This is a genomic window from Vagococcus changpingensis (assembly GCF_058211775.1).
This window is the reverse complement of record NZ_JBYVZB010000001.1, coordinates 33035-47949: the sequence shown is the minus strand read 5'-3', so window position 1 is coordinate 47949 and position 14915 is coordinate 33035. Positions and strand designations below refer to the sequence as shown.

General features: G+C 34.6%; 19 protein-coding genes. 4 read left to right on the top strand and 15 right to left on the bottom strand.

Going from position 1 to position 14915, the window contains the following annotated elements:
• The first annotated feature begins 13 nt into the window (after positions 1-13).
• Positions 14-1021: a helix-turn-helix transcriptional regulator gene (locus AC37UB_RS00255; protein WP_490685128.1), complete on the top strand. Its 1008-nt coding sequence runs from the start codon at positions 14-16 to the stop codon at positions 1019-1021.
• A 39-nt stretch (positions 1022-1060) separates the two neighbouring features.
• Here the strand turns inward: AC37UB_RS00255 and folP are convergent, their stop codons facing one another.
• The 9 genes from folP to AC37UB_RS00210 form a co-directional block, all read right to left on the bottom strand.
• The gene (gene folP / locus AC37UB_RS00250; protein WP_490685127.1) at positions 1061-1837 is read right to left on the bottom strand and encodes a dihydropteroate synthase; all 777 of its coding nucleotides are present in this window, start codon (positions 1835-1837) and stop codon (positions 1061-1063) included.
• A 1-nt stretch (position 1838) separates the two neighbouring features.
• Entirely contained in the window at positions 1839-2405 is a 567-nt protein-coding gene (locus AC37UB_RS00245; RefSeq protein ID WP_117974045.1) for a non-canonical purine NTP pyrophosphatase, read from the bottom strand.
• A 2-nt stretch (positions 2406-2407) separates the two neighbouring features.
• Complete coding sequence (folE, locus tag AC37UB_RS00240; protein ID WP_117974091.1) at positions 2408-2971, bottom strand: GTP cyclohydrolase I FolE; 564 nt, start codon at positions 2969-2971, stop codon at positions 2408-2410.
• A 1-nt stretch (position 2972) separates the two neighbouring features.
• Complete coding sequence (folK, locus tag AC37UB_RS00235) at positions 2973-3461, bottom strand: 2-amino-4-hydroxy-6-hydroxymethyldihydropteridine diphosphokinase (RefSeq protein ID WP_117974043.1); 489 nt, start codon at positions 3459-3461, stop codon at positions 2973-2975.
• A 1-nt stretch (position 3462) separates the two neighbouring features.
• On the bottom strand, positions 3463-3825 hold the full coding sequence (gene folB / locus AC37UB_RS00230; protein WP_117974041.1) for a dihydroneopterin aldolase: 363 nt from the start codon (positions 3823-3825) through the stop codon (positions 3463-3465).
• Between the two features lie 133 nt (positions 3826-3958).
• Complete coding sequence (locus AC37UB_RS00225) at positions 3959-4150, bottom strand: hypothetical protein (protein WP_147340788.1); 192 nt, start codon at positions 4148-4150, stop codon at positions 3959-3961.
• An 84-nt stretch (positions 4151-4234) separates the two neighbouring features.
• Positions 4235-4495 carry a metal-sensitive transcriptional regulator gene (locus AC37UB_RS00220; RefSeq protein WP_071456657.1) on the bottom strand — a complete coding sequence of 87 codons (261 nt, stop codon included), beginning with the start codon at positions 4493-4495 and terminating at the stop codon, positions 4235-4237.
• Positions 4496-4514: 19 nt separating this feature from the next.
• Positions 4515-6155 carry an FAD-dependent oxidoreductase gene (locus AC37UB_RS00215; protein WP_241699624.1) on the bottom strand — a complete coding sequence of 547 codons (1641 nt, stop codon included), beginning with the start codon at positions 6153-6155 and terminating at the stop codon, positions 4515-4517.
• Between the two features lies 1 nt (position 6156).
• Complete coding sequence (locus tag AC37UB_RS00210) at positions 6157-6468, bottom strand: rhodanese-like domain-containing protein (RefSeq protein ID WP_490685126.1); 312 nt, start codon at positions 6466-6468, stop codon at positions 6157-6159.
• Between the two features lie 184 nt (positions 6469-6652).
• Between AC37UB_RS00210 and AC37UB_RS00205 the strand changes: the two genes are divergently transcribed.
• Positions 6653-7465 carry an NUDIX domain-containing protein gene (locus AC37UB_RS00205; RefSeq protein ID WP_117974035.1) on the top strand — a complete coding sequence of 271 codons (813 nt, stop codon included), beginning with the start codon at positions 6653-6655 and terminating at the stop codon, positions 7463-7465.
• 22 nt (positions 7466-7487) lie between these two features.
• Positions 7488-8177 carry an alpha/beta fold hydrolase gene (locus AC37UB_RS00200; RefSeq protein WP_117974034.1) on the top strand — a complete coding sequence of 230 codons (690 nt, stop codon included), beginning with the start codon at positions 7488-7490 and terminating at the stop codon, positions 8175-8177.
• 35 nt (positions 8178-8212) lie between these two features.
• On the opposite strand, the gene AC37UB_RS00195 is transcribed toward AC37UB_RS00200, so the two are convergent.
• The 3 genes from AC37UB_RS00195 to ppdK are packed head-to-tail and all read right to left on the bottom strand — an operon-like array spanning position 8213 to position 12312.
• Entirely contained in the window at positions 8213-9043 is an 831-nt protein-coding gene (locus tag AC37UB_RS00195; RefSeq protein WP_117974031.1) for a pyruvate, water dikinase regulatory protein, read from the bottom strand.
• Positions 9030-9662 carry a helix-turn-helix transcriptional regulator gene (locus tag AC37UB_RS00190; RefSeq protein ID WP_079345118.1) on the bottom strand — a complete coding sequence of 211 codons (633 nt, stop codon included), beginning with the start codon at positions 9660-9662 and terminating at the stop codon, positions 9030-9032. The genes AC37UB_RS00195 and AC37UB_RS00190 overlap by 14 nt, the downstream gene beginning before the upstream one ends.
• Before the next feature lie 13 nt (positions 9663-9675).
• Complete coding sequence (gene ppdK, locus AC37UB_RS00185; protein WP_490685125.1) at positions 9676-12312, bottom strand: pyruvate, phosphate dikinase; 2637 nt, start codon at positions 12310-12312, stop codon at positions 9676-9678.
• A gap of 175 nt (positions 12313-12487) precedes the next feature.
• On the opposite strand from ppdK, the gene AC37UB_RS00180 reads away from it, so the two are divergent.
• Positions 12488-13345 carry a YitT family protein gene (locus AC37UB_RS00180; RefSeq protein WP_490685124.1) on the top strand — a complete coding sequence of 286 codons (858 nt, stop codon included), beginning with the start codon at positions 12488-12490 and terminating at the stop codon, positions 13343-13345.
• Positions 13346-13384: 39 nt separating this feature from the next.
• Here the strand turns inward: AC37UB_RS00180 and AC37UB_RS00175 are convergent, their stop codons facing one another.
• The 3 genes from AC37UB_RS00175 to AC37UB_RS00165 form a co-directional block, all read right to left on the bottom strand.
• Complete coding sequence (locus AC37UB_RS00175) at positions 13385-13633, bottom strand: KH domain-containing protein (RefSeq protein WP_071456648.1); 249 nt, start codon at positions 13631-13633, stop codon at positions 13385-13387.
• 13 nt (positions 13634-13646) lie between these two features.
• Complete coding sequence (rpsP, locus tag AC37UB_RS00170; RefSeq protein WP_117974025.1) at positions 13647-13922, bottom strand: 30S ribosomal protein S16; 276 nt, start codon at positions 13920-13922, stop codon at positions 13647-13649.
• Between the two features lie 96 nt (positions 13923-14018).
• Entirely contained in the window at positions 14019-14909 is an 891-nt protein-coding gene (locus AC37UB_RS00165) for an ATP-binding cassette domain-containing protein (protein WP_490685123.1), read from the bottom strand.
• Positions 14910-14915 lie beyond the last annotated feature (6 nt).

The following is a 14915-nucleotide window of genomic DNA, read 5'->3' as shown; positions in this document are numbered from 1 at the left end:
GGTGAAGAGTTATATGTCTAGTCAGGAAAGAATCTTAATAATTTTTATTCGACTCCTACAAGGAAATAGGCTATCTAAAGCTGATTTGATGGCAGAATTTCAAAAAAATGGGAGCACTATTCAACGAGATATGGCCATCATAGATGAGTTATTACATACAATAAATACTAGTTTACCAGCATCGAAATTGTCACCTTTTAGACAAATTGGAGAATTAGATCGTAAAAAACGTGGCTTCTATCAACTAACTGCTTTTAAAGAGAGATCTTATATGACGGATCAAGAACTGTTTATGGTTTTTAAAGTATTATTTGCTAGCAGGGGGTTTCACGAAAATGACTTAAAAACGATCTACTGTAAATTATTTAATAACGTTGAAAATAAGCACACCATGGATAAATTATTGGCTAATGAACGATTTTATTATGAAGGCGTTCCAGAATCAACTATTTATCCATCCCTAACCTTATTATTAAAAGCCATGTTAAATCAACAAAAAGTCAAATTTTCTTATACTAAAAATGGTGAAACAAAAATTTTCACACGAGTACCTATGGATATTTACTTTTCTGATCTTTATTTTTTCATGGTTTCTGCTAAACATACCGCAAAAGATGATACTGATTTTGAAGCATTAAATAAATTTCGTATTAATAATATGAAACAAATAAACGTTCTAAATGAGCATAAACCAGTTGAATACGCAAATCGTTTTCAAGGAGGTATTTTAAGAAATCAAACCGCCCTTCCTTTTTTTGGTGATCCAATTACGTTAATTATCGACTTTTATTACGAGCCTGCTTATGTTCTAGATAGATTCCCCCATTCTGTCATAAAACAAGTCAATAAAGATGGGAGTCACCGTATTGAAATACCTGCTAATAATGGTTATGGTGTTAAAATGTGGTTATTAGAACAAGGTGCCCATGTTAAAGTAATTTCACCAAAATATATCCAAAAATATTTAATTGATAACATGAAGCAAACACTTTCTTATTATGATATTTCAACCACTAAATAAAAGACAAATCTATCATTATCATAGATTTGTCTTTTTTGTTTATCGTTTTAATTTATTCCAAACCGTTAACGCATCACTCATTCCTTTGACATTATGGACTCTAACCACCTCTACTCCTTTTTCCAATGAGAAAAGAGAAGCTGCTACTGTTCCAAAATCTCGTTCTTTTGGTTTATCTTCATTAATTAAATGGGCGATTGTCCGTTTTCTGGATACCCCGTAAAGTAATGGATAATCCTCATAACGACATTTTTCTGGGTAAGATAAAATGAGTTCATTATCTTCCATTGATTTATGAAATCCAATCCCTGGATCAAAACAAATGTTTTCTTTTGGAATATTATATGATTGGCATTGTTCCATTTTTTCTTGATAAAACTGAGCTAAGTCATCAAAAATGGATACCCCTTCTTGTCTAGGGCGTGAATGCATGATAATGACTGGTACATTATAGGACACCACTACTTCTGCCATACCATCCATATCCATCCCTTTAATATCATTGACAATATTTGCTCCAGCTTCGATTGCTGCTTTTGCTACTTCTGGGAAATAGGTATCAATTGAGATTGGAACGTCGCTAAACGTGCGAATAGCCTGAATGACAGGTATCACACGTTTCATCTCTTCATCAAAACTAATCTCCATATAACCTGGTCGAGTCGATTGTCCACCAATGTCGATAATATCAACACCCTCAGCAATCATCTCTTTTGCATGTTCCACGGCTATTTCAGCATCTGTATAGTCACCACCATCTGAAAAAGAATCTGGTGTCACATTTAATATGCCCATAATTGGTTTATCTTTAAACATGTTAACGCCTCCGTATTAATTCATTAAACGCCTGATTTCTTGGGCTAAGTTCATCACGTTGCTCCATATTGAGTAACGAAAGAGTCTGAGTATATCCAGTTGGAATTAAAATCGAATCAAACCCATATCCGCCACCTTCACAGATGGTCTCTGATACCCGTCCTGTTAATACTTTTTCGACAATGATTGGTTTATCTTCAAGGTTATATAAAACTAAACAAGCGTGCAATTTAAATCGTCTGTCACTCTCGTATTCTAATAAATTCAATAATTGCTCATTCATTTGCCTGTCTGTTAATCCCTTTTCAAAAAAACGTGCTGTATGAATCCCCAACTTATCAGGAAACGCACACAATTCTAATCCCCCATCATCTCCTATGACAGGTTTTTGAATAATCATCGCAATTTCCTTAGCTTTAATCAACGCATTTTCTACATAGGTTTTACCGTTTTCCACGATGTCGATTGGTTCACTATATGTTGTATAGGATTCTATCGTTTCACTTGGAAATGCCAGTTGTAATTCGCGTATTTTATTTTTATTATTACTAGCTAAAATTAACTGCATGACTAATCTAACGCTCGTAAAAAATCGTCTTTAACATCCTTATCTTCTTTAAAAACACCTTGATAATGGAATGTTTTCGTCACACTACCGCGAGCTTTTACGCCACGCATTGCCATACACATGTGTTCTGCTTCAATCGATACGGCAACGCCTTTTGTTCTAACTTTTTCATTGATTAAATTGGCAATTTGGATTGTTAAATCTTCTTGAACATTTGGTCGTTTCGCACAAAATTCAACCATTCGAGCCACTTTACTTAGACCCAATACTTTATGATCACTTGGAATATAGGCAACGTGTGCTTTTCCAAAAAAGGGAAGTAAATGGTGCTCACACATTGAATAAAACTCAATATCTTTAACCAAGACCATGTCATCTTCATTCAAACTTGGAAAGACTTTGTAATTAGTAAATTCCTTTTCTCGTACGGAAGAAAAGACTTCTGCATACATTTTTGCTACACGTTTTGGTGTTTCTTTCAATCCATCGCGATCAACGTCTTCTCCAATCGCTGTCAAAATCGTCTTTACTGCTTCTTCAATCTGCCATTGTTTGTCTTGTTCCATCCTAATCCCAACTTTCATTTGTCTGTCTGACCTCACCAGCATTTCCTGATAACTCTATCCATTCATCAAGTGATTTTCCTTTAAGCATTTCTTTAGTGTAAACATCTTTTAAAGGAATCAACACAAAAGAGCGTTTCGTGATTTCTTTATGTGGAATGATTAAATCAGGTGTTTCAATTTCTAACTCTCCCATTAACACAATGTCAATATCTATCGTTCTTGGTCCCCATCTCACCAAACGTTCTCTATCTAAATTGGCTTCGATGTCATTCACCGTTTTTAATAACTCATTCGGAGACAATGTTGTCTCAATTTTTATGACAGCATTTAAATAATCATCCTGTGGCACATCACCATACGGATCTGTTTCATATATATCTGACTTACTTAAAACACTAATCTCACTATGTTGATTCAACTGTTCCACTGCTTGTTTTAGATAATGACGTGAATCCCCCATATTACTTCCAAGTGCCAAATAGGTTTCCATATTAATAATCTCTTTCCATTTCTATTTCGACATTATCAAAAAAACCGGCAATTGGGACATGATATTTTCTCGTTCTAACTAGAGCATGTTCAAGCATATCACCATATTTTTCACCTAATATATCTAGCACATAATAAGTAACAGCTTCAATCAAATCAAATGATTTAGATTCCAAAGCTGTTTTTACATCCGTGTACACATCAGCATAACTAATTGTTTGATGTAAATCATCTGTTTTACCTGCTTTTTCTAATGGTAATGTCAATTCTATATCTAATTCTAGTTTTTGTCCTAGTACTTTTTCTTCTCCCATCACACCGTTATAAGTATAAACTAGCATGTTATTAATTCTTACTTTTCCCATCACTATCTCCTTAAAAATATAGTATCGTCTATCCTTAGTGCTATTATACATAAAACTGTCAAAAAAGAGTCATTTTTATTAAATAAACATAAAAAAACACATCAAGACACCACTCACCTTAATGTGTTTTCTATTATTTCGATAAATCTAATTGCAACATATAATTATCAATAATTTCAGCTAAATCTGAAACGGATTGCTCGCTATATGAATTATCATATCCACTTGTCATGATAGTAATAAAATAGGGTTGTTTTTTATCTTTCACTAAGGCAATATCATTGCTGACTGTATACATTGGCATCCAACTTATTTTATGTACCACATCAACTCTCAGCTAACGTTATCAGGTATCCAACAAGTAGTAAAAAACCAACTATCCGTCAAGACAAATAGCTGGTTCAAACTTTTATTTTTTTATCACTAAATCAATGGCTTCTTTGATTTTTTCATCACGGTCTTCTTGAGTGATTGATTCTTCCTCTATGCAATCAATTAAATTTTCTGCTACAACTACACCAATAGCACGATCGATACTTGAGCGGATAGCCGATAGCTGAACCACAATGTCACGACAACTCTTGTCCTCATCTAACATTTTAAGAACTCCCCTAATTTGTCCTTCCGAACGTTTCAAACGATTACTAACTTTTCTTTTTGTGTCTTCCATTGTGACCACTCCTTATTATTTATGAAATTCCATTAATCGCCTTATACAGCAGATATGATCCATCTAAGTTTTTCACGTCATAACCCATTTGTGCAAGCATACGTTGTGCGATGTAACTTCTTTGTCCACTTTGACAGCTTAAAATAATTTCTTTGTCTTTTGGTAATTCGTTTGCACGTTGACGAATATCATTAAGCGGAATATTAATAAACCCATCAATCGTTCCTTGCGCAAACTCTTCTGGTGTTCTGACATCGACTAACATTGCTCCTGATGCTTTCACTTGTTCTAATTCAGTTAATTGAATATTTTCGGCTAAATGTTCAATAATGTTTAATGCGGCATACCCAACCATATTCACAATATCTTTTGCCGAACCAAATGGTGGCGCGTAAGTTAATTCTAATTCTGGTAAATCTTCAACAGTCAAACCACCTTTAATAGCTGTTGCTAAAACGTCAATACGTTTATCGGCTCCATCTTTTCCAACAGCCTGTGCACCATAAATTTTACCTGTTGTTGGATTAAATATCAACTTTAAGAAAATCATACTAGCACCAGGGTAATATCCTGCGTGGTTTTTTCCATCAACATGAACCACATGATACTCATAACCTAAATCTTTTACTTGTTTTTCTGTTAAACCAGTTGACGCTATTGTTTGCTCAAATACTCGAACAATGGCTGTTCCAATACTGCCTCTATTTTTACGTGGCATACCAGCAATCACATCTGCCACTTGACGACCTTGACGATTGGCAGGTGAAGCTAGTGCAATCATGGCGTCTTCATCATTAATTTGATTTTTAACGATAATCGCATCACCTACTGCATAAATATCTTTAACATTTGTTTCATAAGAATCATTAACTAAGATACCCCCACGCATACCCAACTCAATACCAGCAGATTCAGCTAATCCATTTTCAGGGCGAACGCCAACTGACATCAAGACTAAATCAGTGCCTATTTTTTCACCAGTATTTAATACAAGCGTTTGTCCGTTATTTTCCATTGCTACAACACCTTGGCTAGTTAGAACTTTCACCCCTTTATCACGCAACTCGTTCGTAATAAACGAAGCCATTTCAGCATCAACTGTTGGTAAAACGTGTGGTGCCATCTCAATAATGGTCACGTCTAATCCACGATGAACTAAATTTTCTGCCATCTCTAAGCCGATAAATCCCGCTCCAATAACCACAGCCTTTGTAGGTTTATGATTGTTTAAATAAGTCATTACTTGATCAACGTCAGGGACATTTCTTAATGTAAATAAGTTTGTTGCGTCATTAATGCCGTCTAATGGTGGGATAAATGGTTTAGCTCCTGGTGAGAGAACTAATTTATCATAGCTCATTACTTCCTCTTGACCATTATGTAACAGTGTCACTTCTTTTTTATCTGCATCAACTGAAATCACTTCTGTTTTAACTTTGACATCCAAATTAAATCTAGCTTTTAATGTTTCAGGAGTTTGAACTAATAAATCCTTACGATTGCTAATTTCACCAGAAACATAGTATGGCAATCCACAATTAGCAAATGATACATAAGGTCCTTTTTCAATAATCACAATGTCCATCTCTTCATCTAAACGTCTTAATCTTGTTGCTGCGGACATTCCTCCTGCAACGCCACCGACAATAATTGTTCTCATATTACTTATCCCCCCCTTTCAATGTTCCATTCCACATCATCATGCCACCTTCAATATTGTAGGCATCATATTTTTGACTAACTAGGTATTGTGTGGCACGTTTACTTCTAGGACCTGATGCACAAACCACATAAACCGTTTTTCCTTTTGGTTTATATTGTTGAAGCGTATCCAATGGAACATTTTTTGCTTTAGGTATATGCCCTTGAGCAAATTCTTCTGGACTTCTCACATCTATTAATTCAATCGGTTTTTTCAACTTTTCTTGTAATTCTTGTGCTGAAATACTTGGCACTTTCTTAAATAAAAACATATATTCCTCCTAGATATTTGCGTCTTACACAACTAATATACCCCCTACCCTATAAAAAGAAAAGTAATCTGCTCACTTTTTTAATGTATTTTTTACCTATTTCAATGTAAATAGCTTTCAAATTGATTTGAATCTGATAAAATAGAAACAGATTAGTAAGTATATAAAGAGAGGTAATTAGATTATGTCGACTTTCGACAAAAAAACAACAGAACAGCACTACTATGAAACACAAGTTAGTGAAAAAGAATATTTACATTGGTATAAACAGCAGCATTTCCCGACACAAGATATGCCATCTGTCACAGTTGATAATGTCATATTTTGTTACAATAAAGAACAAGATGCCTTAAAAGTACTGCTTATAAAACGTAGTACTCACCCTTTCAAAAACTCATGGGCTCTTCCTGGAGGATTTGTTATTCCTGGAGAAGCAACGGCAGACAGTTGCATTAGAGAAACAAAAGAAGAAACCAACGTCACAATTACCCGTGAACACGTAGAACAACTTCACACCTTTAGTACTCCTGGACGCGATCCACGTGGATGGGTGATTACAGTCAGTTATTTAGCTTTTATTGGAGAAGAACCTCTTGTTGCAGGAGATGAAGCGGCAAAAGCATCTTGGTTCGATTTAACACGTGAGGGAAATTTGTTATACCTTACCAATCATCTTGATGCAAACATCTGTGTTAATTTAGATACTGGTGAATCAATTGGAGAGAATTCACTAGCCTTTGACCATGCCAAAATTATTATTAAAGCCTTTAACCGTGTGTGCAATAAAATGTATCACGAGCCTCAAGTTTTGCGTGTTTTAGGAAAAGATTTTACAATTAGTGAGGCAAGAAAAGTCTATGCTAAATTTTTAGGTGTCAACTTTAAAGATATTGATCATTCAAACTTTAAAAAAGCAATGTTACCTTACTTTACTGAAATTGGAGAACGTGCAACTGGTGTTGGCCGACCATCAAAAATATATGAACTAAAATTCTAAGTCATTACTGGGGGGAAATCTTATGGAAAAAATCGTCTCATCAACTGATGGAAGTCATATTTTTTACAAAGTATTAGGACAAGGGACACCCATGTTCTTCATTCATGGAAATAGCGGCTCACATCAAGCTTTTCAAAAACAAATCGACGTCTTTCAAAAAAACCATCTACTTGTTTTGATGGATACAAGAGATCATGGCCACTCAACAAATCAAAGTGAACAACTTGATTTTCAAGCCATTTTTGATGATATACTATCTATCTTGGAAAATGAGCAAATTGAACAAACCATTATGGTAGGATTTAGCGATGGTGCAAACATTGCCCTCTCATTTGCCAATTATTACCCAGAACGTGTATCAAAAATGGTATTAATTTCCCCTAATATTCGTTTTGACCAACTAAAAAAAAGCAAGCAACTGCTCTATAAATCACTGCGAGTCGTTAGTGAATACTTACTAAGATTAAAAAAAGAGTCTAGGGTATTACGTCTAGCCATGAAAAACCTACCTCTCACCTCAAATTATCGTGAGAAGTTAAAGATGCCCATTTTATTTATTTTTGGTGATCGGGACATCATTGATCTAAAAAAGGTCAGCCCTTTTATTGATTCCTTAAAACAAGCGAAGTTAATCGTATTAAATAAAACCGGCCACTCGATTTTAAGAACTCGTCCCCTAATAGTTAACAAAGAAATTGAATCTTTTATATAGAAAAAGCGATACGCATTGACACGTATCGCTTCTTTTTATTGACTTTTATATGCTTCTTCGATTAACTGAGCAGATTCTTCAATTGATCGATTTTCAACATTTATGATTATGGCACCTAATGATTCGTACAATTCGTGTGCAAAATTTAACTCTTCTTTGATTCTATCAAGTGCCACATAAGATGAGCTACCATTTAGTCCAAGTGAATCTAAACGTGATTGTCTCACACGCATAATATACTCTGGACTAGCTGTTAAGCCTATGACTGGCACCTTGTTCAATTGGAATAATTCTTTTGGAATTGGGACTTCTGGTATCAATGGTAAGTTTGCGACTTTGACCGAACGATTAGCTAAATACATGCTTAGTGGTGTTTTAGATGTACGTGAAATCCCTAAAATCACTAAATCTGCTTTTCTAAACCCTTTTGGATCTTTCCCATCATCATATCTCACAGCAAATTCAATCGCTTCAATTCGTTTAAAATACTCCTGATCCATTAAATAAAGTGAGCCACTTTCATGACTTGGTTCCATATGTGTTCTATGTGATACTTTTGTCATTAATTCTGTCATGTAATCAACATATTCAAGACCCGTACTTTTAGCAAAATCGGCACAAACTTTATTTAATTCACTATCAACTAGTGTTGTCACCACAATCGCTTTTTCATTTAAAGCATCAGCTAATATTTGCATTAATACTTCTTTTGAATCCACAAAGGGAAATTTTTTAATATCATAGTTTTCAAGTTTTGGAAACTGTGCTAATACGGCATTTATAATGCGTTGGGCTGTTTCTCCAATTGAATCTGATATAACAAATAGTTGTAATTGCTTAAATTTACTCTCTCTAAAGTTGTTCATGTTTTAGTTCTCTCCCTAACTTAATAAAGTGCTGTACCACTTTTGTTTTTGATAATTTACCAACGACTTGATTGGTTTCTCGGCTTAATACGGGTAGTGAATCAATTTCATGGGCGCTCAATAAACTACCTGCCTCTAAAATGGTCATATCTGGGTAAGTAACCACGAGATTAGGCATACGAGTCATAATAATCGCAATCGCTAAATCTAAATCTTGATTATTTAACAAGCTTCGTAATAAATCTTTTCGTGATACCAAACCGATTAAGTCCTTTGATTCTTCATCAATGACATAAAGTGACCCACAATCATACATAAATAGGGATGTGGTAGCATCTTTAATTGTTGTATGAGGATAGATAATGACAGGATTTGACATGACCTCATCCACTTGGACATCAAATAAATGTTCTTGTAATAATGGATCAAATGGTAATCCTGAATAGATATAGCCTACTTTTGGTCTGGCATCAAGAATTCCTGTCATCGTTAACACAGCTAAATCACTTCTTAATGTTGGTTTAGTTAATCCTAATTGTTCTGCGATTTTATCTCCACTAATCGGCTCATTCGTTTTGACAATCTCGATAATCTTTTTTTGTCGCTCACTTAGTTCCACAAAGACACCTCTTTTATTCGTTATTAGACGCACGGCGGATGGTACTTTGAGCTGCTGCAATATAAGCAATCGGAATTCTGTATGGTGAACATGACACATAATCTAAGTTAATGTCATCAAAGAATTCGATTGACGTTGGGTCACCACCTAATTCCCCACAAACACCAATTTTTATATTTGGTGTTGTTGAACGACCTTTTTCAACGGCTGTCTTAATCAATTCTCCCACCCCACCTTTATCAATTGTTTGGAATGGATCAACTGGTAACACGCCTTTTGAAACATATTCGTTAATATATTTTGCTGCATCATCTCTTGAAAAACCAAACGTCATTTGCGTTAAGTCATTTGTTCCAAAACTAAAGAAATCCGCAGTTGTAGCAAGTTGATCGGCAATTAAACAGGCTCTAGGTAGTTCAATCATTGTCCCTATACGGTAAAAGACATTGATATCTTCTTCTTCCATCAAAGCATCTAGATACAATTCAATTTTTTCTTTTAGTTCACTTAACTCTTTTGTTGTTCCTACTAATGGTATCATAATTTCAGGTGTTACGTCTAAACCAGTTTCACGTTTCATCGCAATGGCACTTCGAATAATCGCTTCACTTTGCATAATGTAAAGTTCGGGATACGTCATACCTAAACGACAGCCACGGTGTCCAAGCATTGGGTTCACTTCATGTAATTCTTTCAAACGACGTTCAATTTCATTTTTACTCACATTCATCTCTTGAGCTAAAAGAACAATATCTTCTTCTTTCGTTGGCATAAACTCGTGCAATGGTGGGTCTAGTAAACGAATCACACCTGGCAACTCATTTAATGTCTCAAATATTTCTTTAAAATCATCCATTTGATAATCTAAAATAACTTTTAACGCTTTTTCGCGTTCAATATAGCTATTTGATAAAATGAAACGTCTCATTTGAATCAAACGTTCTGCACCGAAAAACATATGTTCTGTACGAATTAATCCGATACCATCTGCACCAAAGTACAGTCCTGTTTTGATATCACTGACTGTTTCAGCATTCATTCTTACATCAAGACGAGCATGTTTTTTCGCCCAAGCCATAATCGTATCAAAATAATGAGAGGTCCCTGTTACTTCCACTTCTAATTCTCCAAGGTAGATAACACCATTAGAGCCATCGACTGAAATCACGTCACCTTCGTTTAATTGACCTCCCGGATACACCACACGTTTTAAAAAGTCATCAATTTCTAACTCGCTACATCCAGCGACACAACATGTTCCCATTCCACGAGCAACAACTGCTGCGTGAGATGTCATACCACCACGACTTGTGACAATGGCCTCACTTGCTACCATTCCTTCGATATCCTCAGGAGACGTTTCTTGACGCATTAGAATGACCTTCTCACCTTGTGCTGCCCATTCTTTTGCTGTTGCTGCATCAAAACAAACTTTCCCAACAGCCGATCCAGGACTAGCTGGTAACCCAACGTCAGATACCTTTACTGCTTCTTCTAAGGCTACTTTTGAAAACTCTGGATGAAGTAAATGACTAATCATATCAGGATTTAATGTCAGTAAAGCATCTTCTTCTTGAATTAATCCTTCTTCGACCAAATCAACGGCAATTTTCACACTGGCTTGTGCAGTCCGTTTTCCATTTCGTGTTTGTAAAATATACAATTTCCCTTTTTCCACAGTAAACTCGATATCTTGCATGTCACGATAATGTTGTTCTAACAAATGAGCTAGACGAGCAAATTCCTCATAAACTTTAGGTAGATCATTTTTTAATTTTTCGATTTGTTCTGGCGTACGAATACCTGCTACAACATCTTCACCTTGTGCATTGATTAAGTACTCACCAAATAATTTATTTTCACCAGTCGCTGGATTTCTTGTAAAGGCAACACCTGTTCCACTGGTATCTCCACTATTTCCAAAGACCATTAATTGAATATTAACAGCTGTTCCAATATCGTCTGGAATATGGTTTAACTCGCGATAAATATGAGCTCTCTCATTGTTCCAAGAATGAAAGACTGCTTCAATCGCTAAATGTAATTGTTCTTTCGCAGATTGCGGAAACGGTTTCTTTTTAATTTCCAAAATAATACGTTTAAATTCAGTTACAATGCTCTTTAAATCATCACCAGTCAACTCACTATCTAATTTTACCCCGTGTTTTTGTTTGTAAAATGTTAAATAGTTTTCAAAATACTGCATATCAATCCCAAAGACAACGTTTCCAAACATTTGTAACAAACGTCGATAACAATCGTAGGCAAATGCTTCGTCCTCTGTTAATGAAGCAAGTTGTTCTACTGTTTCATCATTTAACCCCAAGTTTAAAATCGTATCCATCATACCCGGCATTGAGAATTTTGCTCCACTGCGAACAGAAACAAGTAATAAATCGTTATCGCCTTCAAATGATTTATTGGTTTTCTTTTCTAACAAACTCAAATGCTCATCTATTTCTTTTTTTAATTCATCTGATAATTCTTTTGTTGTATTTAAAAATGACATACATGCTTCAGTCGTAATAGTAAACCCTGGTGGGACTGGTAAGCCTAAGCGTGTCATTTCAGCCAAGTTTGCTCCCTTACCACCTAATAGGTCTTTCATATCTGCATTGCCTTCATCAAACTGATATACTTGTTTTAACACACTAATACCTCCAATTAACTTTTATTAATACCTATTATTTAGTATATAGTACGTCATATATAAAATCAATAGATAATTAATAGGTTTTATTAGAATGTTCATTCACAAATTAATGTAAAACTACTTTAAAAAATTTCTGAAATAAGTTACGATATATTTTCAAGGAGGAGTCAATATGGTACAAACTTTACAAAAAAAGATGGGGACACGCTTTAGTGATACCTTATTTATTGTCATTGGAACACTTTTTGTTGCATTTGGTTTCAATGCTTTTTTATTGCCCAATCGAATTGTGTCTGGAGGAATCAATGGATTAACCATTATTTTATACGAGACACTTCATTTAACACCCAGTATTGTGTTATTTTCAGTTAACTTTGTGTTGCTGACACTATCTTTCTTTTTATTAGGGAAAGAAATTTTTTTCAAAAGTATTTTAGGCAGTTTTCTTGTGCCATTATTTGTGTCATTACTACACGGTGTGGCTCTAAGTCATATTGAGCCTATTTTAGCTGCTATTTTTGGTGGGATTACAGTTGGTCTTGGTGTTGGTTTGGTCTTTTTAGGAAAAGGCTCAACTGGAGGAACTGCCTTAATTGCATTGATTGTCCAAAAATATATTCCAATTAAATTAGGAATTATTTTAGGAATTTGTGATGGTTTAGTTATTTTAAGTGCTCTTTTTGTGTTTGATGTGCAGGCGGTTTTGTTTGCTCTTATTGCATTATATTTAACTAGTCGTATGGTTGACACTGTCCAAGTTGGTCCTGAATCATCTAAAAATGTCATGATTATTTCTAATGACTATAAAAAAATTCGAGAACAGATTATTTCTGATTTAGATTTAGGAGCTACTCTTATTCCTATAGAAGGTGGCTTAAATCTTGAAGAGAAGAAAATGATTATGGTCGTTATTCAGGAAAATCAATTTATCGCACTAAAACAAGCAATACTATATATCGACGAAGAAGCATTTGTCGTGGTTACAAGTGCTCATGAGGTTGTTGGTAAAGGATTTACTGCTTATAGATGACAAAAAAGCAAGCGTTAGATTAACTCTAACACTTGCTTTTTAATTGTTGTCATCTAGAATGTTTAAACGAATTCTCTTAGAATGATCCGTACGAACACTGTAAACAATTGTACGTATTGCTTTTGCCACACGACCTTGTTTTCCAATGATACGACCGATATCTTCTGAAGCTACTTTTAAATTGTACTCCATAAATTCCTCAGATTCTTCTACATCTAGGCGAACTAAATCGGGTTGACTAACTAACGGACGGACAATGGTTAATACCAAATCTTTTACATCAGTCATTCATAAGCCCACCTTATTTTTTAGTATATTTAGCTTCGTGATGTTTTTTCATGATTCCTTCACGAGATAAAATGTTACGTACTGTATCAGAAGGTTGAGCTCCTTTTGATAACCAGTCTAAGATTAAGTCTTCTTCAACTTTTACTTGAGCTGGATCTGTTAATGGGTTGTAAGTTCCCACTACTTCGATGTAACGTCCATCACGAGGTGAACGAGAATCTGCTACTACCATACGATAAAAAGGTTTCTTTTTAGAACCCATACGTTTTAAACGAATTTTAACTGCCATTATTAAGGCACCTCCAAAAATTTTTTGATTTGTTTTAATCACAAAGCATAGTTTAACAGTTTTAATTACTCTTGTAAAGTGTTTTTTCTTTACAGGTTAATCTTTTTTATTTAACCCAAATTTTATGTCGTAGGCTTCCTTTAAAGAGAGCCTTGAAACCGTCACACTACTCATTTCTTCTAAAGGTAGATTAAGGAATAATTCTTTCTCATCACCATTATCTAATGGTAGTAAAAATAATCCTCCCGCTAATAATTGACCTCTTTCTATGATCTCTTCTGATAAAAAACGACAATCCGCTTGATTTATTTTTAGATACCTTGTTTGATCTTTCGTTCCAGTCTTTCGGTCAAAAAATAATTCTAATTGACCATTTGATAGGAAGAAAATACGATCTGCATACTGTTCCAAGTTATCCAACAGATGAGACGCTATAATGATTAGTTTTCCCTCATCTCTTTTTTTCGCCATAATGGTTGAAATAAGTGTCACGTTTGTTGGATCTAGCCCATTCATTACTTCATCCATTAGCATAATTTTCGTATCAGCTGCTATTTGCATAGCAAAACATAATCGTTGTCTCATACCTAGTGAATAGTTACCGACTAAATCATTAATATAATCTGCCATATTTAGCTCATTAATTAACTCTTTAACTGGAATTTTAGACTTCCAAATCTTTTTATACATCGTTAAATGCTCTAAACCAGTTTTATGATTATACAAATCTTGCTGGTCTGGCATCATACTTATTTTTTTATAAAGTTTAATTTGCTTTCTAGCTGATTTGTAAGTTCCTTTTTTATCTATGATTAGTTGACCTTTGTGTGGCGTTTCATAATTCATTAAAACATTTAACAAGGTACTTTTCCCTGTTCCATTAGGTGCTACTAATCCCACAATTTCGCCCGCATGAAAGTCTTCAGTAATATCTTTTAAAATTGGTTTATTTTTATACGAAAAACTAATATTCTCTAATTTAATCATAGACTT